Raw genomic sequence first — 23,985 nt, 5'->3', positions numbered from 1 at the left:
GGGTGACTGGCACAATGCTGCGAGCCATCATACCGTCCGCGGCGCCTCGCCGCGGCACCGTCAGGAGACATCCATGAGCGAACCGCTGGTCCTCGTCGAAACCCACGGCCGCGTCGGCCTTCTCACCCTGAATCGGCCCAAGGCGCTGAATGCCCTGAACGACGCCCTCATGGACGAGCTCGGCGCCGCACTGCTCGCCTTCGAGAACAACCTGGACATCGGTGCTGTCGTCATCACCGGCAGCGAGAAGGCCTTCGCCGCCGGCGCGGACATTGCCGCCATGCAGAACTGGACCTACATGGAGGTCTACGGCACGGACTACATCACGCGCAACTGGGAAACCCTGCGCCGCATCCGCAAGCCCGTGATCGCTGCCGTGGGCGGCTACGCGCTGGGCGGCGGCTGCGAACTCGCGATGATGTGCGACATCATCATCGCGGCAGACAACGCGCGCTTCGGCCAGCCCGAGATCAAGCTCGGTGTGATCCCGGGGGCGGGCGGCACCCAGCGTCTGCCGCGCGCGGTGGGCAAGGCCAAGGCCATGGACATGGTGCTCACGGGCCGCATGCTCACGGCGGAAGAGGCCGATCGTGCCGGGCTCGTCTCGCGCGTGGTGCCCGCCAAGGATCTGTTGAACGAAGCGATCGAGGCGGCCACGATCATCGCCGGCATGTCGCTGCCCGCCGTCATGATGGCCAAGGAATCCGTGAACCGGGCCTTCGAATCCTCGCTCGCCGAAGGCCTGCTCTTCGAGCGCCGGGTGTTCCATTCGGCCTTCGCCACGCGCGATCAGAAGGAAGGCATGAAGGCCTTCATCGAGAAGCGCCAGCCGCATTTCGTGCACGAGTAGGCGTGTCTGCCGCGTGCCCCGCGCGGGTCTCGGCGTGGGGCACTCAACGGTTGCGCAGCGCCCGCCGGGTGGCGAGCTCGCCGGGGCCTGCCTCGAGCGCGACCAGATGGATCCCAGGCAGCAGCTCGGCGGCCACGTCGGGCTTCTCCATTGCGTATTCCATGTTCATGCAGGCGATCTCCACGTGCTCCTCGCACAGCGCCTGCACGCGATACCCCTGACCGTTTTCGATCGCCTGCACCATGGCGTGGTGCTGGCGCTGCGCCTGTTTCATCCATTGGTGTCCTTCGTCAAAGGACGACTGCATCGGCAGCATCGCACTGGCCGCTGCGAACGGCTGGCCATTGAGCATGTTGATGGCGCGGATCAATGCCAGGTTGCCGCTGCCATTGACGAGCAGGTGATGAAAGCGCGTGTTCACTTCCACGTAGGCGGCATAGTCGTCCAGATCCATGCTCGCCTTGCCTACCGTCGCATCACCAGCGTCCAGGCAGTCATGCAACTCGCGCAGCAGTTGTCGTGAGGCGCCCTGTTCGGCCAGCGTGCGCGCGGCCATGCCTTCGAGCACGCCGCGAACCCGGATGGCGTCCGTCACTTCCCGCCCGGTGAACCGGCGCATCTGGTAGCCGCCGCTGCCAGATGGCTCGATCAAGCCTTCGTGCTCCAGCGCGGCAAGGGCCAGGCGCACCGGGGTACGCGAGGCAGCCAATCGTTCAGCCAGCGGAATCTCGGCTAGCCGTTCGCCGGGCGCGAACGCGCCCTTCAGGATCAGGTCGCGCAATTGGACGAGAACGCGGGATTGCTGCGAGGACATGGTGGCTTCGGGGCGTGGGAGACGATATTCAGATTGTACTGACTGCATGCAGTGATCGTGGGTGGACGATTTTGGCTCACATATTGCATACAACGTAGGCTCGTCTGACTGCAGCGTTTGTCTTGCACCAAGGCCGGGCATCGTTGCACGTTTGCTGGTCCGCGTGCACCAGACCAGCTGCTACGCCGCCTGCAGGGCAATGTGGCCGTGCGCGGCGCCGTGGGGAGCCTTGAGTGGCTCCGTCGGATTGCGCCCATTCCCGTTGCTTTGCATGCAGCGGGATCCATGGGTGATGGGTTGTCGGTCCATGTCATTGAGAGGGCAGCATCCATGCATGTGGTAGTCATAGGGACAGGTATCGTTGGCGTCTGCACGGCGGCGTGGTTGCAGCGCGGTGGCCACCAGGTGACCTTCGTGGATCGCTTGCCGCCGGGTGAGGCCTGTTCGTTCGGCAACGCCGGCTCGCTCTCGCCCAGCGCATGTCTGCCCGTGGGCATGCCGAGCATGTGGAAGAAGGTGCCCGGTTGGCTGCTTGATCCGTTGGGTCCGCTCACGGTGCGCTGGCCCTATCTGCCGCAAGTACTGCCGTGGCTCATGCGCTTTCTGCACCACAGTTCGCCGCGCGAAGTCGAGCGTATCGCCACGGCCATGCGTCAGCTGCTCGCGCCCATCTTCGAGAGCTACGAGCCGTTGCTTGCGCGGGCCGATGCCCAGCACCTGGTGCGCCGCACGGGGTGTCTCTACGTGTATTCCTCGCGTGAGATCGCGCGGCAGTGGCAGTGGGGCATGGATCTGCGGCGTCGGCTGGGCGTGGTGATGCAAGATGTCGAGCAGGACGAGCTTGAGCATCTCGAGCCGGACCTGCAGGGGCGCTTCCGCTTTGGCATTCTTGCGCCGGAGAACGGCTCAACCCTGGATCCGTCTGAACTCGTCAAGGCCCTGCACGCGCAATGCGAACGCGATGGTGCGCGCACCGTGCTGGCGACGGCTACCGGCTTCGTTCGACAGCGCGACCAAGTCCGCGCGGTGCGGCTGGAGGCAGGCGAACCGATCGCGTGCGACGGTGTGGTCATCGCGGGCGGGGCCTGGTCCGCGCAGCTGACGCGCGCGCTCGGCCTGCGCGTGCCGCTGGAGACACAGCGCGGCTACCACGTCACCGTCAACAGCAACAACCTCGCCCTGCGCCACACGGTGATGGCGGTTGAGCACAACATGATGGTCAATCCGATGGCCAAGGGCCTGCGATTGGCGGGCTCGGTGGAGTTTGCCGGCCTCACGGCGGCGCCCAACTATCAGCGCGCCGACGTGCTGCTGCAGCGCAGTCGCGACATGTTCCCGCATCTGGACGTCAGTCGATACACCCAATGGATGGGCCATCGTCCCTGTCTGCCCGACAGTCTGCCAGTGTTGGGTCAGGTGCCTCGCGTGGCCAACGCCTGGTGCGCCTTCGGCCACGGCCATGTCGGCATGTGCGGTGGGGCGAGCACCGGACGAGAGATCGCCGCGCTCATCGACGGGCGCCCGCCCGCTGTCGATCTGGCCCCTTTCTCGCCGGGGCGATTCGCATGATGGCCGCAGCAGCCCGCGAGGGCGAGCGCTCGTGCGCCGGGGTCGTGGACATCGCCATCGACGTGGGCGGCACCTTCGTCGACGTGGCCGTACAGGGTCCGGCAGGGCTTGCGACCGCGAAGTATCCCCGGGTGCCAGGGTCCGCCGCGCAGGCCGTCCTGTCCGCGCTGGATGCGATGGCGCGACAGCGTGGGATCACGCCAAGCCGTGTGCGGCGATTGCTGCATGGTTCGACCATCGCCACGAACATTCTGCTGGAGCGCAGCGCGGCGCCCGTGGGCATGATCGTCACGCGTGGGTTCGCCGATGTCCTGACCCTGGGCCGCCAGGACCGGCGCGACCTGTATCGCTCGGCCATCCTGCCGCAGACGCCAGCGGAACTCGCACCCGAGGCCTGGCGCTGCGAGATCGCCGGGCGCCTGGATGCGCAAGGCGCCGTGCAGGAGGCGGTGGTGCGTGCGGAGGTGCAAGCTGCGGCTCGCCGGCTGTGGGAGGCGGGCGCGCGCAGCGTTGCCGTGTGCCTTCTCTTTGCACACGTGAACAGTGATCAGGAGCGTCAGGTGCGTGACTGGGTGCACGCGGTGGCCCCCGGCCTGGCAGTCTCGCTCTCGAGCGAGGTGGACCCCCGGCCGCGCGAGTACGAGCGATGGTTGTCCACCGTACTGGACGCCTACGTCAAGCCGGGTGTGGCGGGCTACCTCATGGCGCTGAGCGAGGGATTAGCCGAGCGCGGGTATCCACCGGTGCTGATGATGCGCTCGCTCGGCGGCGTGGCGCCCGTCGCCGTCTGTCTGGAGACACCGGTGAGCCTGGCCATGTCAGGGCCGGTGGCGGCGGCACTCGGTGTGGCGAGCATGCTCGACACCTCCGCCTCGGCCGGGGCGGTGGTGAGCGTGGACATTGGCGGCACGACCGCCGATCTGGCGCTGCTGCGCGAGGGGGGCGTGACGCACACCCAGACATTGGACGTGGGTGAGCTGAGCCTGCGGATGCACTCCGTGGACATCACCTCCATTGCGGTGGGCGGCGGCAGCCTGGCGCGCGTCGACAGCGCCGGCGGCATTCTCATCGGCCCGGACTCGGTGGGTGCCAATCCCGGGCCGGCGGCCTACGGCAGAGGTGGCCAGCGTGCCACCCTCACGGATTGCCTGGTGGTGCTCGGCATGGCGCCCGACCGCCTGGCAGGGGAGGTGAGGCTGGATGTGGCGGGCGCTGAGCGCGCGGTGCAGCGAGATCTTGCCGATCCCCTTGGGGTCGGGGTGCGGGAGGCCGCTCGCGCCGCCCTGGACGTGGCCAATGCCATGCTGGCAGAAGCGATCAAGGCCGTGGCGATCGGCGCGGGCCTGGACCCGCGCGCAGTCACGGTGGTGGCCGCTGGTGGTGGAGGTGGACTGCATGTGGCCGAGGCGGCTGCGCGCGCTGGCGTGGCGCGCGTGCTCGTGCCGGCGCTGCCCGGTGTGGCCGCGGCGATCGGCCTGCTGCACAGTCCGCTGACCCGGGTGGCCGAACACACCCTGGATGTCGCGCTGGATGCCGCCGGATTGGCTGCGGCACGTGCGGCGGCCGGCAACCTGGTGCTGGCGCCGTGCTTGGCGGACCTCTATCCGCGTGTCGACGCGCAGTGGTTTCTCGACATGGGCTACGAAGGGCAGGCCTTCAGCCTGGCCGTGCCTGTCCATTGGGAGCGCGATACGGTGGCTGACCTTCGCGCCCGCTTTGACGACACGCATCGACAGGTGCGAGGCCAGGTCTTCTCCGCCGCCCAACGCCTGCGCGGCCTGCGATGGGTGCTCGCGCAAGGCTTGGAGGCATCGCCATCACCGGACTGGATGACGCCTGGGGGACTGCGGAAGGCCGAGCGAGCAGACGCCACCAGAGATGGCGCGGATGCCGCTGTCGAGTGGTATCGCGCAGACCTCGCGGTGGGGCAGACCGGGAAGGGGCCTGCCCGCATCCTGGCTTCGGACACCACCATCTGGGTGCCGCCAGGATGGCAATGGCGGGTCGCCCAGGATGGCACGTTGGCGATGACCGCGGCGGTGTCCGTCCAGGCTGTCGACGTTGACGGCACCGCTGGGCTCGATGTGCTGCGGCTGCGGCTGGAAGGCATTGCCGAGCGCATGCAGCAGGCCTTGGTGCGTTCAGCCGTCTCGTCCGTGGCGCGCGAAGGCATGGACTGCGCCGCCGCCCTGTTCCTGGCGGATGGCCGCATCCTCGCCCAGGCGCGCTCGCTTCCCCTGCTGCTGGGCAGTCTGATTCCGGCGGTAGCCGGCATCCTGCGGGTCTTTCCGGTCAGCAGCATGGCCGAGGGGGACGCCTATCTCCTCAACGATCCGTGGTCGGGCGGCACGCACCTGCCGGACATCGTGATGCTGCGGCCGGTGGTGCGGCAAGGCGTGGTCGTAGCCTTTGCCACCAGCATTCTTCACCACCAGGACATCGGCGGCTCCGCGCCCGGATCGGTGCCGCCCGATGCACTCGACATCTATCAGGAGGGCCTGCGCATTCCTCCTGTACGCTGGCGTGCGCGCGGTGTCGTCGATCCGGGGCTTGCCGCGCTGCTGACGGCCAACTCGCGCACGCCGGAGAACCTCCTCGGTGACCTGGATGCCCAGTGGGCCGCCGTGTCTCTGGGCGTGCGCGAACTGCTAGCAATGCTGGAGGAACGACCCACCGATGACCTGGCCCAGGTGGGGGCTGCCCTCATGGATCGCGCCGAACGGATGACGCGGGCGGCACTGCTGGCATTGCCGGATGGTGAGTTCACGCATGCGGATGCCCTGGATGCGCTGGCCACGGGAGAGCCGGCCCGTCTGTGCGTGCGGGTGCACAAGCAGGGCGAGTGCATCACGCTGGATTTCACGGGCACGTCGCCGCAGGTGCGGGCACCCCTGAATGCCCCGCCGGCAGCCATGCTGTCGGCGGCGTTCTTCTTCATGCGCACATTTGCCCCTGCCGCGCCCAACAACCATGGGTGTCTTGCCCCGCTCACCTTGCAACTGCCGCCGGGCTCGCTCGTCAATCCGGCGCTGCCAGCGCCCGTGAATGCCCGCACGGCCACCGTCAAGCTCGCCTGCAACGCCTTGTTGGCCGCCTGGGCTCAGGCCGACCCCGAGCGCGCGGTCGCTGCCAATGCCGGTGTGGCCGTGGTCATGTCAGTCGGAGGAGAGGACGACGCCGGCCGGCCTTTCTTCTTCACCGAGATCGTGGCCGGTGGCGCGGGCGCCCATGCCGCCGGCCCCGGGGTGAGCGGAGTGTCCACCGACGTGGGCAACGCTCGCAATCTGCCCGCCGAGATGCTCGAGGCTCAGGCCCCCATCCGCGTGGAATGCCACGCCCGGCACGTCGCGTCTGGCGGCGTCGGCCGGCACGCTGGCGGCGATGGTGTGCTGCGCCGCTACCTGTTGCTCGAGGGGCGAGCCACGGTGTCGTATCGCGGAGAGCGCCACGAAGGGCGTGCCGCCGGTGCGGCGGGCGGGTCTGCGGGATCGTCCTCCCGCGCCTGGCTGGAGCGCGCCGACGGCTCGCGCATCGACATTGCCTCCAAGGCGCGGTTCGGCTGGCAGGCCGGCGAGCGCCTGGTCATCGCCACGGCAGGCGGTGGGGGCTGGGGAGACATACAAGACCTGTCCCATTCAACGTCCGTTCTGTCCGGGAGTCACTCATGAATCGTCTTGCATCGCTTCTGGGCGTCGTCGCCCTCTGTCTCGGCGCCAGCGCCGCCGCGTCGGAGTATCCCTCGCGGTTGACCACGCTGGTCGTGCCGTTTCCGCCTGGCGGCAGCACCGACGTCCTCGCCCGCCAACTGGCCGAGCGCCTGAGCAAGGCATCGGGCCAGCCCGTGGTGGTCGAGAACAAAGCCGGGGCGGGGGGCACGGTGGGCTCGCAAGCCGTCGCCCGCGCCGCCCCGGACGGCTACACACTCGTGATGGGGGTCACGGGATCACATTCGGTGAGCTACAGCCTGTACGAGAAGCCACCCTACGACCCGGTCAAGGACTTCGCTCCCGTATCCATGATCGTCAGCGCACCGCTGGTGCTGGCAGTCAACGCCAGTCTGCCTATCCAGGACACCGCCAGCTTCATCGCCTATGCCAAGGCGAATCCGGGCAAACTCACGTACGGCTCGCCGGGCAACGGCACCTCCATGCACCTGACTGGGGAAATGTTCGACCTCGCCGCGGGCACGGACACGCTGCACATTCCCTACAAGGGCAGTGCGGCAGCCACCAATGACCTGCTGGGTGGACAGATCGATGCCATGTATGGCGACGTGCTCGTGCTCATGCCGCATCTGACGTCCGGCCGCATCCGGGCCATCGCGGTCACCGGCGCACAGCGCCATCCCATGCTGCCCGAGGTGCCGACGATCGCCGAATCCGGCGTGCCCGGATTCGAGTCGCTGTCCTGGCAGGGCTTGTTTGCGCCGGCAGGCACCCCCGAGCCGGTCATTCAGGCCTTGAGTCGAAATGTAGGTACCATTCTGCGCGATCCCCAGGTGCAGGCTTTCTTTGCCGGCCAGGGTTTCACGGTCGCGGGCAATTCACCTGCCGAATTCGGCGCGTTCGTGCAGGCAGAAACCGCCAAGTGGGCGGATATCGTGGCCAAGGCCGGCGTGGAGCGCAATTGAGCGCGCCGCGCCCTGGCATCACCCGCCTGGGCGGGCCGGTGATGCGAGCAGGCCAGCGCCAGCCCATCACGCCGGTCGTCCTTGCGAACGGCCCGCTGGCCTTCGTGTCGGGGCAGGTGCCCATGATCGATGGCCGGCCGGCTGCGGACGACATCGCCGGCCAGACCCACGCGACGCTGGACATGATCGAAGCGCTGCTCGCGCACGCCGGGGCAAGACTTTCCGACGTGGTGAAGGTCAATGTCTGGCTGACGCGCGCTGAAGACTACCCCGGTTTCAATGCGGCCTACGCCGAGCGCATGGGCGAGGCGCCACCTGCACGCTCCACCGTCATCAGCGGGTTGATTGCGCCGGTGCTGGTGGAGATCGAGGCGGTGGCGGTTGTTCCCGGCACGGCGTGACGGCCCGACTGACCCGACACCACGATCCGACGACATCTTTGTATGCAATGCAGTGCATTGAGTAAGTCAGGGTTTTCCCGGTCCCGGATGGTGCACGGTGCGTCATGCCGGTGCCGTCATGCATCATGATGGATGTTTTTCTTTCAAAATCAATTTATTGAAAGGAAATTCGGCATGGATTTCATGTGTTTTCAGGCTCGGAATGTCTTGACGGCGTCACAGCCTGAAACTCATAATCCCATCATATTGCATACAACGGAATGCAGGAATCACAGGAGATCGCCGTGATCAGTGCCGAACAGAATGACCTCATGACCCGCGTCGGCAAAGGGACGCCAGCCGGCGCGCTGCTGCGGCGCTATTGGCAGCCCGTGGCCATCAGCGACGAGCTCGAAGGCCCACGGCCTGTGCGCCCCGTGCGTCTCATGGGGCAGGATTTCGTGCTCTTTCGCGACGAGGCCGGCAAGCTCGGGCTCCTGGACCGCGACTGTCCGCACCGCGGGGCCGATCTGGCCTTCGGCCGACTGGAAGATGGCGGCCTGCGCTGCCCGTTCCACGGCTGGCTCTTCAGCGTCGAGGGCAAATGCCTGGACATGCCTGCCGAGCCCGTGGGCAGCAAGCTCTGTTCGCGCATCCGGCAGGCGTCCTATCCCGTCGTCGAGCGCAGTGGCATCATCTTCGCCTACATCGGCGAGGGCGAGCCGCCGGCGTTCCCGGATTTTGACTGCTTCGTGGCGCCCGGCACGCACACGTTCGCCTTCAAGGGCCTGCTCGAATGCAATTGGCTGCAGGCACTCGAAGTCGGCATTGATCCGGCGCATGCGTCCTATCTGCATCGCTTCTTCGAGGATGAGGACACGTCCGAGAGCTATGGCAAGCAGTTCCGCGGCGCGTCGGCCAACTCGGACATGCCCATCACTCGCGTGCTGCGCGAGTTCGGCCGCCCCGAGATCCGCGTGGAGCCCGTCAACCACGGCATGCGCCTCACGGCCCTGCGTAAGCTCGACGAGACCCATACCCACGTGCGCGTGACCAATCTCGTGTTCCCGCAGGCCTTCGTCATCCCCATGAGCGCCGAAATGACGATCTCGCAGTGGCACGTGCCCGTGGACGACACCTCCTGTTATTGGTACGCCATCTTCACGAGCTTCACCGAGCCGGTGGACAAGGCGCAGATGCGCGCCCAGCGCCTGGAGCTCTATGAGCTGCCGGATTACGTCTCGCGTCAGAACAAGCGCAACAACTACGGCTTCGACGTCGCCGAGCAGGCCAGCAAGACCTACACCGGCATGGGCCACGACATCAACGTCCATGACCAGTGGGCGATCGAGTCTCAGGGCCCGATCCAGGACCGCACCCGCGAGCATCTGGGCACCTCCGACAAGGGCATCATCGCCTACCGTCGCATGCTGGTCGATGCCATCGAGCGCAACCAGCAGGGCGAGGGCGTACCCATGGTGATCCAGGCCGATCAGGCGGGCGAGTATGCCGGCCCGCCATCCATCGACGGCATCGGCCCCTCGGACGATACCGACGGCTACTGGCGCACCGAGGACCGTCGCCGTCGCGAGGCCTCGAGCTGGGCAGCCGACACGAAGGCTGCCTGAGGCCCGCGCCATGTCCTTCTCCGAACGATTCGGTCTCTGGACGAACGATCAGGAACACGCAGCGCGCGAGCTCCTGGGCAGCCTGGATGCACGCGGCATCGAGGTCGTGCGCTTCGCCTTTCCCGACCAGCACGGCGTGTTGCGCGGCAAGACGCTCGTCGTGGACGAAGCGCGCGCCGTCCTGCGCGATGGCGTGAACATGACCACCACGCTGCTCGCCAAGGACACCTCGCACAAGACGGTGTTCCCGGTGTTCTCCAGCGGCGGCGGCTTCGATTTCCCGGGAATGCAGGGCGGGGCGGACTTCATCATCCTGCCGGATCCGACCACGTTCCGCGTACTGCCCTGGGCCGAGAACACCGGCTGGGTGCTGTGCGATGCCTATATGCCCGATGGCAGCGCCTCGCCGCTCGCCACGCGCCAGATCCTGCGTCGCGCCGTCGATCAGCTGGCCGGCACGGGCCACGAGTTCCTGGCAGGGTTGGAAGTCGAGTTCCACGTGTTTCGCCTGCTCGATCCGCGCATGGGGTTGAACGACTCCGGTCAGCCAGGCACGCCACCATCCGTGGAACTGCTCTCGCATGGCCACCAGTACCTCACCGAGCTGCGCTATGACGCGGTCGATGAGGTCATGACGCTGCTGCGTCGACACATCCAGGCCTTGGACTTGCCCTTGCGCTCGCTGGAGATCGAGTTTGGCCCCAGCCAGTTCGAGCTGACCTTCGGGCCGACGCTGGGCATGGCCCCGGCCGACGCCATGGTGCTGCTACGCAGCGCCATCAAACAGGTCTGCCGCCGCCATGGCTATCACGCCACCTTCATGTGTCGTCCGCGCATCCCCAACGTGATGTCCAGTGGTTGGCACCTGCATCAGTCCCTGCGCGGCGTGGGTGATGGCCGCAACGCTTTCATGCCCTCGCCCAGCGGCCAGGATCTGAGTCCGATCGGCGAGCAGTATCTCGCAGGGCTGCTGGCGCACGCATGTGGCGCGGCCGCCCTTGCCAGCCCGTCCATCAACGGCTATCGCCGCTACCGGCCTTTCTCGCTGGCGCCCGACCGTGCAGCCTGGGGACGCGACAACCGCGGCGCCATGCTGCGTGTGCTGGGGGGCGTGGGTTCGCCGGCCACCCGCATCGAAAACCGCGTGGGTGAGCCGACCGCGAATCCCTATCTCTACCTCGCCTCGCAGATCTTCTCCGGTCTGGACGGCATCGAGCGGCGCCTGTCGCCCGGCCCCTCGGCCGATGCGCCCTACGAGACGCCCGCGGAGAAGCTGCCCACGTCGCTCGCGGCTGCCCTGCAGTGCCTGCGTGCCGACACCTATCTGTGCGAACGCCTCGGCCAACGCTTCGTGGACTACTACTGCCACATCAAGGAAGCCGAGATCGCCCGCTTCCAGCTCGAGGTCTCCGAATGGGAGCATCGCGAGTACTTCGACATGTTCTGATTGCACCCATGCCCCAGATCCACTTCATCCTCAAGGACGGCTCGACCCGCGCGGTCGAGGCCACGGCCGGTCACAGTGTCATGGAGACCGCCATCCGCGCCAACGTGCGCGGCATCGACGCCGAATGCGGCGGCTCCTGTGCCTGTGCCACCTGTCATGTCTACGTCGACGACGCCTTCTTCGACCGGCTCGATCCGCCAGACGAGGAGGAGGCCGAGATGCTCGATGAGGTCGCCGTCGACCGGGAACCGAACAGCCGCCTGTCCTGCCAGATCGTCGTCACGGCCGAGCTCGACGGCCTGACGGTGCGCGTGCCCCAGCGCCAGGCGTAGACCGTCGATGCGATGTCCCCTCGGTGTGCGGCACCTTGGGCCACGCACCGGCTGATCTGACCCTGCCGCACCATCCGGGCTTTCGGCAAAGCCCCTGTATCCGCCCTGGAGAAACCGATGTCTCGCAAGATCCCGATGTTGCCTTCCCTCGCACTCGCTGCCGCGATGTTCGCCTGTTCCGCCCACGCGGCCGACACGCTGCGTATCGGCGTGATCGCGTCGTACTCGGGCCCCTATGCGGATTACGGTCGCCAGTTCGACAGCGGCATCCAGCTGTACCTGAAGGAGCACGGCGGCAAGATCGCCGGCAAGGACGTGCAGATCATCAAGCGTGACACCGCCGGCCCCGCGCCCGACCAGGCGCGCCGCTTCGCGCAGGAGCTGATCGTGCGCGATAAGGTCAACGTCATCACGGGCCTGGACTTCAGCCCCAACGCCTACGCCGTGGGGGCCGTGGCCTCCGAGGCCAAGGTGCCCGTGGTTGTCATGAACGCGGCCTCCTCGGCCATCACCACCAAGTCGCCCTACGTGGCGCGCGTGGCCTTTACCGTGCAGCAGGTCTCCGCGCCCATGGCCGAGTGGGCGCTGAAGGACGGCGTGAAGGAAGCCTTCATCGTGGTGGCCGACTACGCCTCCGGCATCGATGCCGAGGAGGCCTTCGAGAAGGCCTTCACCGCCGGCGGCGGCAAGATCGTGGGCAAGCTGCGCACCCCGATGAACAACCCGGATTTCTCGGCGTACGTGCAGCGCATCAAGAACGAGAAGCCCGAGTCCGTCTTCATCTTCTTCCCCTCCGGCGTGCAGCCGCCCGCCTTTCTGAAGGCCTGGCAGGAGCGCGGCCTGGAGGCCGACGGCATCCGCCTGCTCGCCACCGGCGAGGCCACGGACGACAGCTATCTGCAGGCCACGGGTGATGTGGCGCTGGGCCTCGTGACGAGCCACCACTATTCGTACGCCCACCCTTCCGAGCTCAATCAGAAGTTCGTGCAGAACTTCCGCACCGAGTTCGGCGACAAGCTGCGGCCGAGCTACTTTGCCGTGGCCGCCTATGACGGCATGGCCGCCATCGCCAACGCGCTGGAGAAGACGGGCGGTGACGTGAACGGCGAGAAGGTGATGCAGGCGCTGGCCGGGCTGCAGTTCGAAAGCCCGCGCGGTCCGATCCAGATCGATCCGCAAACGCGCGACATCGTGCAGAACGTCTACATCCGCAAGGTCGAGCGCGTGAATGGCGAACTCGTGAACGTCGAGTTCGATCAGTTCGATCAGGTCAAGGATCCGGCCAAGGCCAACTGAGCGGAGTCTGCGCGGCAGGGTCTCGCCTGGCACGACGTGCCGGGTGAGGTTCCCTGTCCATTGCGCGCCACCCGCCCGTCGTCCACCTGGCCCCATCAGGCACCCACCGCGAGATCTACCGCATGGCCGCAGTCATCTTCGGCGTCCTCTTCGATGGCATTGCCTATGGCATGCTGCTCTTTCTCATCAGTCTGGGCCTGTCGGTCACCATGGGGCTGATGGGATTCGTGAATCTTGCCCATGGCGCCTTCGCCATGCTGGGCGGGTATCTCGCCGTCGTGCTCATGCAGGAGGCCGGCTGGCCGTTCCTGGCCACGTTGCCTGCGGCCTTCGTCGCCGTGGCGCTGGCCAGCGTCGTGGTCGAGCGCCTGCTGTATCGCCGGCTCTATCGACGCGGCCCCCTGGATCAGGTGCTCTTCACGATTGGTCTGACATTCGTTCTGATCGCCGCCGTCACCTGGCATTTCGGTCCTTCGCAGCAGCCCGTGGCGCTGCCGGCCTTTCTCCAAGGTCAGATGTCGCTGCTCGGCATCCAGGTCGGCGTCTACCGGCTCTTTCTCATCGTCGTCGGCCTGGCCGTGGCCGCCGCGGTGGTGCTGGGCATCGAGCGCACGCGCTTTGGCGCGCGCATCCGGGCCGCGGTGGATAACCCGGTCATGGCCACGGGGCTCGGCATCAGCGTCGGTGGCGTCTTTGCCATCACCTTCGCGCTGGGCAGTGGTCTGGCCGGCGTGGGCGGCGCCCTCGGCATCCAGGTGCTGGGCCTGAACCCCGCCTTCCCGCTCAAGTATCTGGTGTTCTTCCTCGTCGTCGTGTCCGTGGGCGGCATGGGCTCCGTCACCGGCACGCTGCTCGCCGCCTGCCTCATCGGCGTGGTCGATGTCGCCGGCAAGTATTTCCTGCCGCAGACAGGCGCCTTCATCATCTATGCCGTCATGGTTGCCCTTCTCATGTGGCGCCCGCACGGCCTGCTCGGGAAACCGCAATGAACGAGTCCACTTCCCCGGTGCCGGCTCGCGCAGATCAGCCGCAGCCTGTGTCGTCGGCGACGGCTATCCCGGCAACTGGCCCGTCCGAGACGCCCTGGCTGCGCCGCCGCGGCCTCGAGATCGCCCTGTGGCTGGCCATCCCGATCATCGTTTGGATCGCCTTTCCAGGCTACCTGGTCCTTGCCAGCCAGATCGCCGCGATCGGTCTTTTTGCCATCTCGCTGGACCTGCTGATCGGTTATGCCGGGCTGCTGTCGCTCGGGCACGCCACGTTCTTCGGGCTGGGTGCCTACACGGCCGGCATGCTGTCCGTGGCGGGGTGGGGCGAGCCCGTTACCGGCTTGGCCGCTGGCGCACTGGTCGCGGCCGTCGCAGGCTTTCTCACCAGCTTCATCGTCGTGCGCGTGCGCCATCTGGCCCAGCTCATGGTCACGCTCGGGATCGGCCTCATGGTGTTCGAAGCTGCCAATCGCCTGCGTCAGTACACCGGCGGCGATGACGGTCTTCAGGGCATGTCGGTCTGGCCGCTCTTCGGCGTGTTCGAGTTCGATTTCTGGGGTCACACGGCCTATTGGTATGCCGTGGGCGTGCTGGCCGCGTGCTTCGTCGTCATCACGCGCATCATCGATTCCCCCTTCGGCCTGGCGTTGCGCGGCCTGCGCGGGAATCCGCAGCGCATGGCGGCCATCGGTACGCCGGTGGCCGCGCGGCTGCGCAAGGCCTACACACTGTCCGCCCTCTTCGCGGGCGTCGCCGGCGCCGTGCTTGCACAGACCACGCAGTTCGTCGCGCTCGAAACCCTCAGCTTCCAGCTCTCGGCCGACGTGCTCATCATGCTCGTGCTGGGCGGCGTGGGCTATCGCTACGGCGGTCTGCTCGGCGCTGCCGCGTTCCTCATCGCCCGCGACATCCTCTCAGGCCTGAGTCCGGAGTTCTGGCAATTCGGCCTGGGTATCGCGATGATCCTGGTCGTGCTCTTCGCGCCTGGAGGCGTGCTGGGCGGCGCGCACTGGATCGGCGCGCGCCTGGGCTTTCGCCGCACCGAGGCCACCGCGGGGCGACCGGCCGGCGCGCATCCCGCCAAGGAGCCCACATGACCCCCGCCTTGCAGACCTTGGGCCTGAACAAGCGCTTCGGCGCGCTGGAGGTGACGCGCAACGTCGACTTCACGCTGCCCGTCGGTGCGCGCCATGCCCTCATCGGCCCCAACGGCGCCGGCAAGACAACCTTCATCAACCTGCTGACGGGCACGCTGCCCGCGTCGAGCGGGCAGATCCAGCTCCTGGGCGAAGACATCACCACCCGCCGGCCGGACGAGCGCGTCAAGCGTGGCCTCGTGCGCACCTTCCAGGTCACTTCGCTCTTTCCCGAGCTCACACCCCACGAGGCGGTGACGCTGGCCGTGTGCGAACGCCTCGGCATCACCCACCGGTGGCATCGCCGCACCGGGGATCACACGGCGGCGGTGGACGAAGCCCTCGCCATCCTGCATCGCCTGCGCCTGGGCCAGGTCGCGCATCAGCGCACACGCACGCTGCCGTACGGCCAGCAGCGCATCGTGGAGGTGGCGCTGGCACTGGCGCTCAAACCGCGCGTGCTCCTCCTGGACGAGCCTGCCGCCGGCATTCCCACCACGGAAAGTGCCGAGCTCTTCGAGATCATCGCCGAGCTCCCGGACGACATCTCCCTGCTTTTCATCGAACACGACATGCACCTTGTCTTTCGCTTCGCCTCGCGCATCACCGTGCTCGTGGCGGGCGGCGTGATGGCCGAAGGCACGCCCGAGGAGATCGCCCACCATCCCGACGTGCGCACCGTCTATCTGGGCAACGCGGAGCACGCCGCATGAGTACGCACGCCGCAGCCATGCCCATTGCCAGCGACGATCGCCTGTCCCGGCAGGAGAGCACATCGACAACCGCACCGTTGCTCGAACTCCAGGACGTCCACGCGGGCTACGACCGTGCCGTCATCCTCGAAGGCGTCAGCTTCACCTTGGCCCAGGGCAGCAGCCTCGCCTTGCTGGGCCGCAATGGCGTGGGCAAGTCCACGCTCATCGGCACCTTGATGGGCGCCACCCGCCTGCACCGCGGCTCCATCCACTTTGAGGGCAAGCCGCTGCACACGGTGCCCGCGCATCGACGTGCCGCGGCCGGGTTGGGCTGGGTCGCGCAGGAACGCTGGATCTTCCCCTCGCTTTCCGTGCGGGAGAATCTGACGGTGGCCGCGCGCAAGGGGCTGTGGACACTCGCGCGCATCTTCGAACTCTTTCCCCGTATCGAGGAGCGCCAGCACAACCTCGGCAATCAACTCTCCGGCGGCGAGCAGCAGATGCTGGCCATTGCGCGTGCCCTCATGCTGCAGCCGCGCCTGCTCTTGCTGGACGAGCCCCTGGAAGGCCTCGCGCCGGTCATCGTGGAGCAACTCACGCACGCGATCCAGGCCATGGCGAGCAGTGGCGAACTGTCCCTCATCCTGGTCGAACAGCACGCCCAACAGGCGCTGGCCATGACACGCCAGGCGCTCGTGATGGATCGTGGGCGCGTCGTCTACGACGGCGACAGTGCTGGCTTGCTGGCAGACACGGCGCGACTGGAGCGGCTGATCGGGCTTGGGTAAGGTGCGCTCGCCGTCTGGCGTCGGCAGGGGCCACCGAAGATGACATTTCGCCAGCGAGCCAAAGCCGGGTCAGGGTTTTTCTGTATACAAAAATTGTGTAGACTTTCCCAAACCCGTTCCAGGAGTGTGCGCGCATGTCCGACTTCGCTGCCGATGCCGAGCGCATCATGGCCTGGGCCGATGAGTTGGCCGCCTTCACGGAAGAGCCCGGCAAGCTCACCTGCACCTTCCTCACCGACGCCCATCAGCGCACAGCACTCTGGCTCGCAGACACGATGCGCGCCTGCGGCTTTGACGAGGTGCGTCGGGACGACATCGGCAACGTGATCGGCCGCTACGGCGCCGACGCTGGCATGATCGACCCTCGCCGTGTGGTGACGGGCAGCCACTACGACACCGTGCGCGACGCGGGCCGCTATGACGGACGGCTCGGGATTCTCCTGCCCATGGCCCTCGTAGCGCGACTGTCCGCGCAAGGGCGCCGCCTCCCCGTGGACCTGGAAGTCGTGGCGTTCGCCGAGGAGGAGGGCGTGCGTTTTGGCAGCACCTATCTCGGCTCGTCCGCGTTCGTCGGCCGATTCGATCCCGCGCTGCTGGAGCGCGCAGATGCCAGCGGTGTCACCGTGCGCGAGGCTGTGCAGGCCGCAGGCGGCGACCCCGACGCACTGGCCCGGCCCGCCACGGCGCCGTCACCCGCCATCGCTCACTACTTCGAAGTCCACATCGAGCAGGGCCCGGTGTTGCTCGATGCCGGGCAGCCGCTGGGCGTTGTGACAGCCATCGCTGGCGCCGAGCGCCGGCGCTTGCATCTGGCTGGCACGGCGTCCCACGCGGGCACCACGCCCATGCATCTTCGACGCGATGCCGCGTGCGCGGCCGCCGAGATCGTGCTCGCCGTCGAAGGCCTTTGCGCCAACGTGCCCGGCCTGGTGGGCACGGTCGGTCAACTGAGTGTGCCGGATGGCGCCGTCAACGTCGTGCCTGGCGCCTGCGTACTCTCGCTGGACGTGCGTGCCGGCGCGGACGACGTGCGGGACGCCGCGCTGGCACGGATCGATGCGGCGATCGATGCGATCACCGCCCAGCGCAATATCGACTGTGGCCGCCAGACCCTGCTGCGCGGCCCTGCCGTGCCGTGCGATGTTTCAGGGCAGGCTGCCTGGCAACGGGCACTGTCCGCGGTGAACGTGCCAGCTTATGCCTTGCCCTCCGGCGCCGGCCACGATGCCGTCATGATGTCGTCTGTCACCCCCGTCAGCATGCTCTTTGTACGGTGCGGCAATGGCGGCATCAGCCACAACCCGCGCGAGATCGTCGACGTCGCAGACGTGGCCCTGGCGCTGGCAGCGACCCATGCGTTCCTGCTCGAGGGCGCCGGGCTGGGCGCCTGAAGCTGCTTCTGGGTCGAATGATGGCGCGCGGCTCGCGATGGGGCTGCCGCGTTGCGTGACCCGCAGCGTTGCCGGCGGCGGCGTGTGCCTCGAATGTGTCGCATCTGCCGTCCGCGGGGTCTTAACGCTGCTCTGGTCAGGAAGCGCCCAGCATCTCCGCCAGCGTCAGCGTGACCACGTCCGTGGCCAGCGCCAGGTCACCCAGACGGATGTTCTCGTCCACATTGTGGCCGCCGGCCTCCGCCAGCGTGCGCGGCCCCGCCCCATAGAGCACCGTCGGGATGCCGGCCGCCGCATAGTGCCGAGCGTCTGTGTAGAGCGGCGAGCCCGTCACCGGAATCGTGTGACCGGTCTGCGCCTGCGCATGCCGGGTGAGTGCCTCGATGAGACGGTCCGCACGTGGCAGTCGGGGCAAGGGATCGGCGCGAAGCAATGTGCGGATCTCAATCGTGATGCCAAGGCGCGCCGCTGCTGCTTCGGCCAGGAGCGCCCGCAACTCGGCCTCGACCGTCGCCATCGATTCCTCCGGAATCACGCGGCGGTCCACCCGGAAGCTCACCCGATCCGGCACCACGTTGGTATTGATGCCGCCCTCGATCAGACCGATGTTCAGCGTCGGGCTATCAATGCCGTCAGTGGCTGAATGCTGCCGCGCCAGCGCTGTCCGGCTCGCATAGAGCGCGCTGAGCAGGTGGGTGGCCGCCTCCAGCGCGTCCACGCCCGTGTGCGGCAGCGCTGCATGCGCCTGGCGCCCGCGCACCGTCACTTCCAGATGCAGGCAGCCGTTGTGTGCCGCCACGACCCCGTACGCAAACCCCGCCGAGATCGCGTAGTCCGGGCGGCTCAGACCATTCGCCAACAACCGCGCGGGGCCGATCTCTCCACCCGCTTCCTCATCGAACGTGAGGTGCAGCTCGACGGTGCCCGCCAGTGCCGCGCCTGCCTGCTCGGCCTCCTTCAGGGCCAGCAACGCCCAGGTATACGTGGCGAAGTCCGACTTGGACACCGCAGCGCCGCGCCCATACAGGGTCGGTCCGTGTTCCGGATGCTCGACGATCTGCGCGCCATAAGGGTCGTAACCCCAGCCATCCCCTGGCGGCACCACGTCCCCATGCGCATTGAGCGCGATGACCGGACCGCCTGTGCCAAACCGGTGTCGCACGATGAGATTCGTGACGGCGCGCATGCCGTTGGCCTGCACCGCGTCCGGCGGCACCGCATCGGTTTCCACCGTCAGGCCAAGCGCCTGCAGCGCGTCTTGAGCCACCTCGGCCAGTGCCTGGCAATCGCCAGGCGGATTGTCAGACGGCGTGCGGACCAGCGCCCGCAGGAATTCGGTCTGAGCGTCGCGTTGGGTCGCGAGGTAGGACAGCAGCTGCTTTGGCGTCGAGGACATGGGATCTCACGGTCTATTTTGTATCCAAAATAAGGATGCAATTTTAGTGCCATAGGATCGTATGAAATTCGGTAGACTAGGCCCCCATGAGCACGCCCGACATTCCCGCTGACGCCAGCGCCGAGCAGATCGCCGCCAGCATTGCCAACGCCATCGTCACCCGCCAGCTACCGCCTGGGGCGCGCCTGCGCGAAGAGGCGCTCGCCCGGGTCTATGGCGTGAGCCGAACCAAGATCCGTGCGGCACTGCTCATGCTCACGAAGGACAAGCTGGTGCGCACCGTGCCAGAGAAGGGCGCCTTCGTGAGCCGGCCCAGTGCTGCCGAGGCGCGCGAGATCTTCGCCGTGCGCAAGATCCTCGAGGCCGCCCTGGCGCGCGAGTTCGTCGCCCGCGCCAAGCCGGCAGATTACAAGCGCATCGAGCAGCACCTGCGCCAGGAGCGCAAGGCCATTGCGGCAGGCGACACGCATCTGCGCAATCGCCTTCTGGGCGACTTCCACATCCTGCTGGCCAATGTCGTGGGCAACACCGTGCTCACGGAGATGCTGCAGGAGTTGTCGGCGCGCAGCGCCGTCATCACGGTGCTCTATCAGTCCGGCATGGATGCCCAGTGCTCGTCCGACGAACACGCGCAGTTCATCGAGGCCGCCAAGGCCGGTGATGCCGATCGTGCCTGTGCGCTCATGCTCGCGCATCTCGCGCACGTCGAGGATTCCCTGGTGTTCGACGAGCCGGCGGCCAACAGCGCGGACCTCGTCTCCGCGCTGCTTGCCTGATCTGGCATACCGCCCGGAAAGCCAGGGGGCACCACCCCGTGCACGCACCTGAGGCCGGTGGTCACGGATTGGCACCATCCTGGTGCTGACTGCACCACCCTCGGGCCGGCTAGCTGAACCCACGTCCGGAATGACAGCGCTTCGAGCGTGCACCCTGGCGGCCAGGATCCTCCCGCCATGCTCCAGGCATAAAGATGGCACAGCCTTTGCATCACGTTTTGTATACGAAATTCGTGTGCACTTGGCCGCACCGGCCGCCTCAGGAGATCCACATGTCCTTCCGGCAAGTCTTCGCTTCTCTCGCGGCCGTCGCCGCTTTCGCCGTCCCTTTCGGTGTCGCCCAGGCCAACGCCTTGGAACAGATTCAGAAGGCCGGCGTGCTGCGCGTGGCGGTTCCGCAGGATTTCCCGCCGTTCGGCTCGGTGGGCCCCGACATGCGGCCGCTGGGCTACGACATCGACACGGCCAATCTGATCGGCCAGAAGCTGGGCGTGAAGGTCGAGATCGTACCGGTCACCAGCGCGAACCGCGTGCCCTTCCTGCAGACCGGTAAGGTCGATCTCGTCATCTCCAGCCTGGGCAAGAACGCCGAACGCGAGAAAGTCATCGATTTCTCCGTGCCGTATGCGCCGTTCTTCAACGGCGTCTTCGGCGGCCCGGCCATCAAGGCCGAGGGCGCGTCCGACCTCTCCGGCAAGACCATTGGTGTGACGCGTGGTGCGGTGGAGGATCTCGAGCTCACGAAGATCGCGCCCGCCGACGCCACCATCCACCGCTTCGAAGACAACAACGGCACCATCTCGGCCTTCCTCTCGGGACAGGTGCAGCTCGTGGCCACCGGCAACGTCGTGGCCGCCGCCATCCTGGCGCGCAATCCGCCCACGCGCCCCGAGACCAAGTTCCTCATCAAGAACTCGCCGTGCTTCATCGGCCTGAACAAGAACGAGCCGGAGCTGCTCGCCAAGGTGAACGAGATCATCACCACGGCCCGCTCAGATGGTTCGCTCGACGCGATCTCCCAGAAGTGGCTTGGCATGGGCCTGCCGGCCGATCTTTGAATCCCCCATGCGTGATGAGGCGACGGCATGAACTACGCCTTTGACTTCTCGGTGCTCACGGGCGAGAACCTGGATCTGCTGTGGCACGGCATCCAGATCACGACCTGGCTCACGCTGGTGGGTGCGGTGGGCGGTGGCGCACTCGGCATCTTCTGCGCCTGGAGCCGATCACTCGGCCCGCGCTGGCTGCGCCCGCCCGTCGTCGCCTATATCGAGCTCACGCGCAATACGCCGTTCCTCATCCAGCTCTTTTTCATCTTCTTCGGGCTTCCCGTGCTGGGCGTGAAGCTCACTGGGATGCAGGCCTCGCTGCTCGCCATGGTGGTGAACCTGGGCGCCTACAGTGCCGAGATCATCCGTGCCGGCATCGAGGCCACGCCGCGCGGTCAGTTCGAGGCGGGGGCCAGCCTCGCGATGAGCCGGATGCAGGTCTTCCGGCACGTCGTACTCATGCCCGCGCTGCAACGCATCTGGCCGGCGCTGTCATCCCAGGTGGTGATCGTCATGCTGGGCTCGGCCGTGTGCTCGCAGGTGGCCGCCCAGGATCTGACGTATGCGGCCAATCTCATCCAGGCGCGCACCTTCCGGGCGTTCGAGGCGTACTTCGCCACGACGCTCATCTACCTGATGCTCGCCATCCTGCTGCGCCAGGCGCTGCGCGCGCTGGGCTGGGCGCTCTTCGCACGCAGGAGCCCCGCATGATCGAATTCACCACGTGGGACATCCTGCGCAATCTCCTTCTGGCCGCGCGCTGGACGGTGCTGCTGTCGGTCGCCGCCTTCATCGGCGGCGGCCTCCTCGGTCTCGCGATCCTCTCGATGCGCACGTCGCGCCGCGCGTGGCCCCGTCGCCTGGCCTGGGGCTACATCGAGCTCTTCCAGGGCACGCCCCTTCTGATGCAGCTCTTTCTGGCCTTCTTCGGCCTGGCGCTGCTCGGCGTGAATCTGCCGGCCTGGGTCGCCGCGGGGCTTGCACTCATCCTGTGGTCCGCCGCCTTTCTCGCCGAGATCTGGCGCGGTTGCGTGGATGCGGTCGCCCGAGGGCAGTGGGAGGCGTCGGCCAGCCTGGCCATGAACCGCTATCAGCAGATGCGCCATGTGATCCTGCCCCAGGCCTTTCGCGTGGCCATTGCCCCCACCGTGGGTTTCTCCGTGCAGGTCGTCAAAGGCACGGCGCTCACGTCCATCATCGGCTTCGTCGAGCTCTCCAAGGCCGGCAGCATGATCACCAACGCCACGTTCCAGCCCTTCACCGTGTTCGGCTTCACGGCGTTGCTGTACTTCGTCCTGTGCTGGCCGCTTTCCCTGGCCAGCCGTCATCTCGAGAGGAGATCCCATGCCGCTTATCGTCGTTGACGAGGTGCGCAAGCGCTTTGGCGACAACGAAGTCCTCAAGGGCGTGTCGTTGAACGTCGACCCGGGCGAGGTGATCGCCATCATCGGCAAGAGCGGCTCGGGCAAGAGCACGCTCCTGCGCTGCATCAACGGGCTGGAGACGATCGAGAGCGGCGCCATCATGGTGGGCGACGCCCACGTGGGCACCGACGAGATCCGTCTGCGTGCGCTACGCCTGCGCGTGGGCATGATCTTCCAGCAATTCAATCTCTTCCCCCACCTGACGGCTGGCCGCAACGTCATGTTGTCGCTCAAGGTCGTCAAGGGCATGAAGGACGATGAGGCCGCAGACATCGCCCGCCGCATGCTCACGCGCGTGGGGCTGGAGCACAAGTTCGATGCCTGGCCGGATTCGCTGTCCGGCGGTCAGCAGCAGCGCGTGGCCATCGCGCGCGCCCTGGCCATGCAGCCCATGGCGTTGCTATGCGACGAGATCACCTCCGCGCTGGATCCCGAGCTCGTCAACGAGGTGCTGGCCGTGGTGCGCGAGCTTGCGGCCGAGGGCATGACGCTCATGATGGTGACGCACGAAATGCGGTTCGCCCGGGAAGTCTGTGATCGCGTCGTCTTCATGCACCAGGGGCGTGTGCACGAGGTCGGACCTTCCGAGGCAGTGTTCGACAACCCGTCGACGCCGGAACTGCGTCAGTTCCTGGGTATGCTGTAGCGGTCTACCCGGGCTACATACGAGGGGCTCCCTATATATAGCGAACACCACATATCGTGGTCCGGCATCTCATGGCGCCTTTCCGCAGAGGGTCCGTTGCGGCGAACGGCACTTCCTTGAAGATGCCGCACGCTATATATAGGGGCGCATAAGAGGAACGACGCCGTTAATGGCGATATTTTGTCTTTCGAACGAACATGCTGTTGCACAACTCGAAAACCGTGCTATAGTTCTTGGCTCGGCACTTGAAACGCAGCGCAAAGCGCGACGGATTGGGTGACGGGCCTGACGCCAAGTCGGGTTGGTGAAGAAAGCTTCTCTCAGCGCCAACTTCGATTTGCCAGCACGAAAATAAACGTGCTATAGTTCAGGGCTTCGCTGATCACGCATCACCACGGTGATGTCCAGACAAGCACCCGGCAGTACGCGGCAACGCGATGGGGTGGTGAACAGCAGAGGCAAGCGGGGTTGAAAAGAAATTTTCGGTTTCGCAACACGGATGAAATAAACGTGTTATAGTTGAGGGCTTCGCTGCTACGGCGCTGATCACTACGGGGACGCGGCCAGGCAGGCGAGCCAAGTGTCCTGGAAGGGGTGCGGCGAGCGATTCGTTGAAGGTTCTCTAGCAAGAACGTTGAACAAATCGAGCGTGAAGAAGTTGGCCGTTAAGTGAGCGAAAACGCTAGCTTGACAAGCTTCAAAAACTTCTTCATAATCTCGCTTCTCTGCTGATGACGGCGCCGCAGCGA

22 protein-coding genes are annotated in these 23,985 nt (G+C 66.7%); 19 read left to right on the top strand and 3 right to left on the bottom strand.

Going from position 1 to position 23,985, the window contains the following annotated elements:
* The first annotated feature begins 73 nt into the window (after positions 1–73).
* Entirely contained in the window at positions 74–850 is a 777-nt protein-coding gene (locus IMZ29_RS03015) for an enoyl-CoA hydratase (RefSeq protein ID WP_216180317.1), read from the top strand.
* A gap of 43 nt (positions 851–893) precedes the next feature.
* On the opposite strand, the gene IMZ29_RS03010 is transcribed toward IMZ29_RS03015, so the two are convergent.
* Positions 894–1,664 carry a GntR family transcriptional regulator gene (locus tag IMZ29_RS03010; RefSeq protein WP_216180316.1) on the bottom strand — a complete coding sequence of 257 codons (771 nt, stop codon included), beginning with the start codon at positions 1,662–1,664 and terminating at the stop codon, positions 894–896.
* A gap of 285 nt (positions 1,665–1,949) precedes the next feature.
* Between IMZ29_RS03010 and IMZ29_RS03005 the strand changes: the two genes are divergently transcribed.
* The 13 genes from IMZ29_RS03005 to IMZ29_RS02945 all read left to right on the top strand — a co-directional run bounded on the left by IMZ29_RS03005 (position 1,950) and on the right by IMZ29_RS02945 (position 17,945).
* A complete protein-coding gene (locus IMZ29_RS03005; protein WP_371820092.1) occupies positions 1,950–3,233 on the top strand; it encodes an NAD(P)/FAD-dependent oxidoreductase in 1,284 nt (427 codons plus the stop codon).
* Positions 3,230–6,901, top strand: a complete 3,672-nt coding sequence (locus tag IMZ29_RS03000; protein WP_216180312.1) for a hydantoinase B/oxoprolinase family protein — start codon at positions 3,230–3,232, stop codon at positions 6,899–6,901. The genes IMZ29_RS03005 and IMZ29_RS03000 overlap by 4 nt, the downstream gene beginning before the upstream one ends.
* Complete coding sequence (locus tag IMZ29_RS02995; protein ID WP_216180310.1) at positions 6,898–7,863, top strand: Bug family tripartite tricarboxylate transporter substrate binding protein; 966 nt, start codon at positions 6,898–6,900, stop codon at positions 7,861–7,863. The genes IMZ29_RS03000 and IMZ29_RS02995 overlap by 4 nt, the downstream gene beginning before the upstream one ends.
* Positions 7,860–8,264: a RidA family protein gene (locus tag IMZ29_RS02990; protein WP_253206737.1), complete on the top strand. Its 405-nt coding sequence runs from the start codon at positions 7,860–7,862 to the stop codon at positions 8,262–8,264. Before IMZ29_RS02995 ends, IMZ29_RS02990 begins: the two co-directional genes overlap by 4 nt.
* A gap of 284 nt (positions 8,265–8,548) precedes the next feature.
* Positions 8,549–9,871 carry an aromatic ring-hydroxylating dioxygenase subunit alpha gene (locus tag IMZ29_RS02985; RefSeq protein ID WP_216180307.1) on the top strand — a complete coding sequence of 441 codons (1,323 nt, stop codon included), beginning with the start codon at positions 8,549–8,551 and terminating at the stop codon, positions 9,869–9,871.
* A 10-nt stretch (positions 9,872–9,881) separates the two neighbouring features.
* The gene (locus IMZ29_RS02980; protein ID WP_216180304.1) at positions 9,882–11,318 is read left to right on the top strand and encodes a glutamine synthetase family protein; all 1,437 of its coding nucleotides are present in this window, start codon (positions 9,882–9,884) and stop codon (positions 11,316–11,318) included.
* A gap of 8 nt (positions 11,319–11,326) precedes the next feature.
* Positions 11,327–11,650: a 2Fe-2S iron-sulfur cluster-binding protein gene (locus IMZ29_RS02975; RefSeq protein WP_216180301.1), complete on the top strand. Its 324-nt coding sequence runs from the start codon at positions 11,327–11,329 to the stop codon at positions 11,648–11,650.
* A gap of 117 nt (positions 11,651–11,767) precedes the next feature.
* A complete protein-coding gene (locus tag IMZ29_RS02970; RefSeq protein ID WP_216180298.1) occupies positions 11,768–12,946 on the top strand; it encodes an ABC transporter substrate-binding protein in 1,179 nt (392 codons plus the stop codon).
* 122 nt (positions 12,947–13,068) lie between these two features.
* A complete protein-coding gene (locus IMZ29_RS02965) occupies positions 13,069–13,935 on the top strand; it encodes a branched-chain amino acid ABC transporter permease (RefSeq protein ID WP_216180295.1) in 867 nt (288 codons plus the stop codon).
* Positions 13,932–15,032 (top strand): branched-chain amino acid ABC transporter permease, encoded by a 1,101-nt coding sequence (locus IMZ29_RS02960; protein WP_216180292.1) that lies wholly within the window; start codon positions 13,932–13,934, stop codon positions 15,030–15,032. Before IMZ29_RS02965 ends, IMZ29_RS02960 begins: the two co-directional genes overlap by 4 nt.
* Positions 15,029–15,784: an ABC transporter ATP-binding protein gene (locus tag IMZ29_RS02955; protein ID WP_216180289.1), complete on the top strand. Its 756-nt coding sequence runs from the start codon at positions 15,029–15,031 to the stop codon at positions 15,782–15,784. The genes IMZ29_RS02960 and IMZ29_RS02955 overlap by 4 nt, the downstream gene beginning before the upstream one ends.
* Positions 15,785–15,801: 17 nt before the next feature.
* Positions 15,802–16,554: an ABC transporter ATP-binding protein gene (locus tag IMZ29_RS02950; protein ID WP_216180812.1), complete on the top strand. Its 753-nt coding sequence runs from the start codon at positions 15,802–15,804 to the stop codon at positions 16,552–16,554.
* 134 nt (positions 16,555–16,688) lie between these two features.
* Entirely contained in the window at positions 16,689–17,945 is a 1,257-nt protein-coding gene (locus IMZ29_RS02945; protein WP_216180286.1) for a hydantoinase/carbamoylase family amidase, read from the top strand.
* 136 nt (positions 17,946–18,081) lie between these two features.
* Here IMZ29_RS02945 and IMZ29_RS02940 read toward each other — a convergent pair whose 3' ends face one another.
* Positions 18,082–19,341 carry a M20/M25/M40 family metallo-hydrolase gene (locus IMZ29_RS02940; protein WP_216180284.1) on the bottom strand — a complete coding sequence of 420 codons (1,260 nt, stop codon included), beginning with the start codon at positions 19,339–19,341 and terminating at the stop codon, positions 18,082–18,084.
* A gap of 86 nt (positions 19,342–19,427) precedes the next feature.
* Here IMZ29_RS02940 and IMZ29_RS02935 point away from each other — a divergent pair, with 86 nt between their 5' ends.
* The 5 genes from IMZ29_RS02935 (at position 19,428) to IMZ29_RS02915 (ending at position 23,236) form a co-directional block, all read left to right on the top strand.
* On the top strand, positions 19,428–20,117 hold the full coding sequence (locus tag IMZ29_RS02935) for a GntR family transcriptional regulator (RefSeq protein WP_216180281.1): 690 nt from the start codon (positions 19,428–19,430) through the stop codon (positions 20,115–20,117).
* A 272-nt stretch (positions 20,118–20,389) separates the two neighbouring features.
* Positions 20,390–21,175, top strand: coding sequence for a transporter substrate-binding domain-containing protein (locus IMZ29_RS02930; protein ID WP_216180278.1), 786 nt, complete (start codon positions 20,390–20,392; stop codon positions 21,173–21,175).
* Between the two features lie 27 nt (positions 21,176–21,202).
* Entirely contained in the window at positions 21,203–21,877 is a 675-nt protein-coding gene (locus tag IMZ29_RS02925) for an amino acid ABC transporter permease (protein ID WP_216180275.1), read from the top strand.
* Complete coding sequence (locus IMZ29_RS02920) at positions 21,874–22,530, top strand: amino acid ABC transporter permease (protein ID WP_216180272.1); 657 nt, start codon at positions 21,874–21,876, stop codon at positions 22,528–22,530. The genes IMZ29_RS02925 and IMZ29_RS02920 overlap by 4 nt, the downstream gene beginning before the upstream one ends.
* A complete protein-coding gene (locus tag IMZ29_RS02915; RefSeq protein ID WP_216180269.1) occupies positions 22,511–23,236 on the top strand; it encodes an amino acid ABC transporter ATP-binding protein in 726 nt (241 codons plus the stop codon). The genes IMZ29_RS02920 and IMZ29_RS02915 overlap by 20 nt, the downstream gene beginning before the upstream one ends.
* Positions 23,237–23,785: 549 nt before the next feature.
* Here IMZ29_RS02915 and IMZ29_RS02910 read toward each other — a convergent pair.
* Positions 23,786–23,985: hypothetical protein (locus IMZ29_RS02910; RefSeq protein ID WP_216180266.1), on the bottom strand; the 200-nt coding region annotated here is incomplete at its 5' end.

This window comes from Verticiella alkaliphila (assembly GCF_018904615.1).
In the GTDB taxonomy this organism is placed as follows: domain Bacteria; phylum Pseudomonadota; class Gammaproteobacteria; order Burkholderiales; family Burkholderiaceae_B; genus Verticiella; species Verticiella alkaliphila.
Note: the sequence above shows the minus strand (reverse complement) of the source record. Positions and strands in the feature narration are given on the sequence as shown.

What these genes read in the sequence shown, in the direction of transcription:
- IMZ29_RS03015 (WP_216180317.1), top strand. Translation starts at nt 74, where the DNA reads ATGAGCGAACCGCTGGTCCTCGTCGAAACCCACGGCCGCGTCGGCCTT.
- IMZ29_RS03010 (WP_216180316.1), bottom strand. Translation starts at nt 1,664, where the DNA reads ATGTCCTCGCAGCAATCCCGCGTTCTCGTCCAATTGCGCGACCTGATC.
- IMZ29_RS03005 (WP_371820092.1), top strand. Translation starts at nt 1,950, where the DNA reads ATGGGTGATGGGTTGTCGGTCCATGTCATTGAGAGGGCAGCATCCATG.
- IMZ29_RS03000 (WP_216180312.1), top strand. Translation starts at nt 3,230, where the DNA reads ATGATGGCCGCAGCAGCCCGCGAGGGCGAGCGCTCGTGCGCCGGGGTC.
- IMZ29_RS02995 (WP_216180310.1), top strand. Translation starts at nt 6,898, where the DNA reads ATGAATCGTCTTGCATCGCTTCTGGGCGTCGTCGCCCTCTGTCTCGGC.
- IMZ29_RS02980 (WP_216180304.1), top strand. Translation starts at nt 9,882, where the DNA reads ATGTCCTTCTCCGAACGATTCGGTCTCTGGACGAACGATCAGGAACAC.
- IMZ29_RS02975 (WP_216180301.1), top strand. Translation starts at nt 11,327, where the DNA reads ATGCCCCAGATCCACTTCATCCTCAAGGACGGCTCGACCCGCGCGGTC.
- IMZ29_RS02970 (WP_216180298.1), top strand. Translation starts at nt 11,768, where the DNA reads ATGTCTCGCAAGATCCCGATGTTGCCTTCCCTCGCACTCGCTGCCGCG.
- IMZ29_RS02965 (WP_216180295.1), top strand. Translation starts at nt 13,069, where the DNA reads ATGGCCGCAGTCATCTTCGGCGTCCTCTTCGATGGCATTGCCTATGGC.
- IMZ29_RS02960 (WP_216180292.1), top strand. Translation starts at nt 13,932, where the DNA reads ATGAACGAGTCCACTTCCCCGGTGCCGGCTCGCGCAGATCAGCCGCAG.
- IMZ29_RS02955 (WP_216180289.1), top strand. Translation starts at nt 15,029, where the DNA reads ATGACCCCCGCCTTGCAGACCTTGGGCCTGAACAAGCGCTTCGGCGCG.
- IMZ29_RS02950 (WP_216180812.1), top strand. Translation starts at nt 15,802, where the DNA reads ATGCCCATTGCCAGCGACGATCGCCTGTCCCGGCAGGAGAGCACATCG.
- IMZ29_RS02945 (WP_216180286.1), top strand. Translation starts at nt 16,689, where the DNA reads ATGTCCGACTTCGCTGCCGATGCCGAGCGCATCATGGCCTGGGCCGAT.
- IMZ29_RS02940 (WP_216180284.1), bottom strand. Translation starts at nt 19,341, where the DNA reads ATGTCCTCGACGCCAAAGCAGCTGCTGTCCTACCTCGCGACCCAACGC.
- IMZ29_RS02935 (WP_216180281.1), top strand. Translation starts at nt 19,428, where the DNA reads ATGAGCACGCCCGACATTCCCGCTGACGCCAGCGCCGAGCAGATCGCC.
- IMZ29_RS02930 (WP_216180278.1), top strand. Translation starts at nt 20,390, where the DNA reads ATGTCCTTCCGGCAAGTCTTCGCTTCTCTCGCGGCCGTCGCCGCTTTC.
- IMZ29_RS02925 (WP_216180275.1), top strand. Translation starts at nt 21,203, where the DNA reads ATGAACTACGCCTTTGACTTCTCGGTGCTCACGGGCGAGAACCTGGAT.
- IMZ29_RS02920 (WP_216180272.1), top strand. Translation starts at nt 21,874, where the DNA reads ATGATCGAATTCACCACGTGGGACATCCTGCGCAATCTCCTTCTGGCC.
- IMZ29_RS02915 (WP_216180269.1), top strand. Translation starts at nt 22,511, where the DNA reads ATGCCGCTTATCGTCGTTGACGAGGTGCGCAAGCGCTTTGGCGACAAC.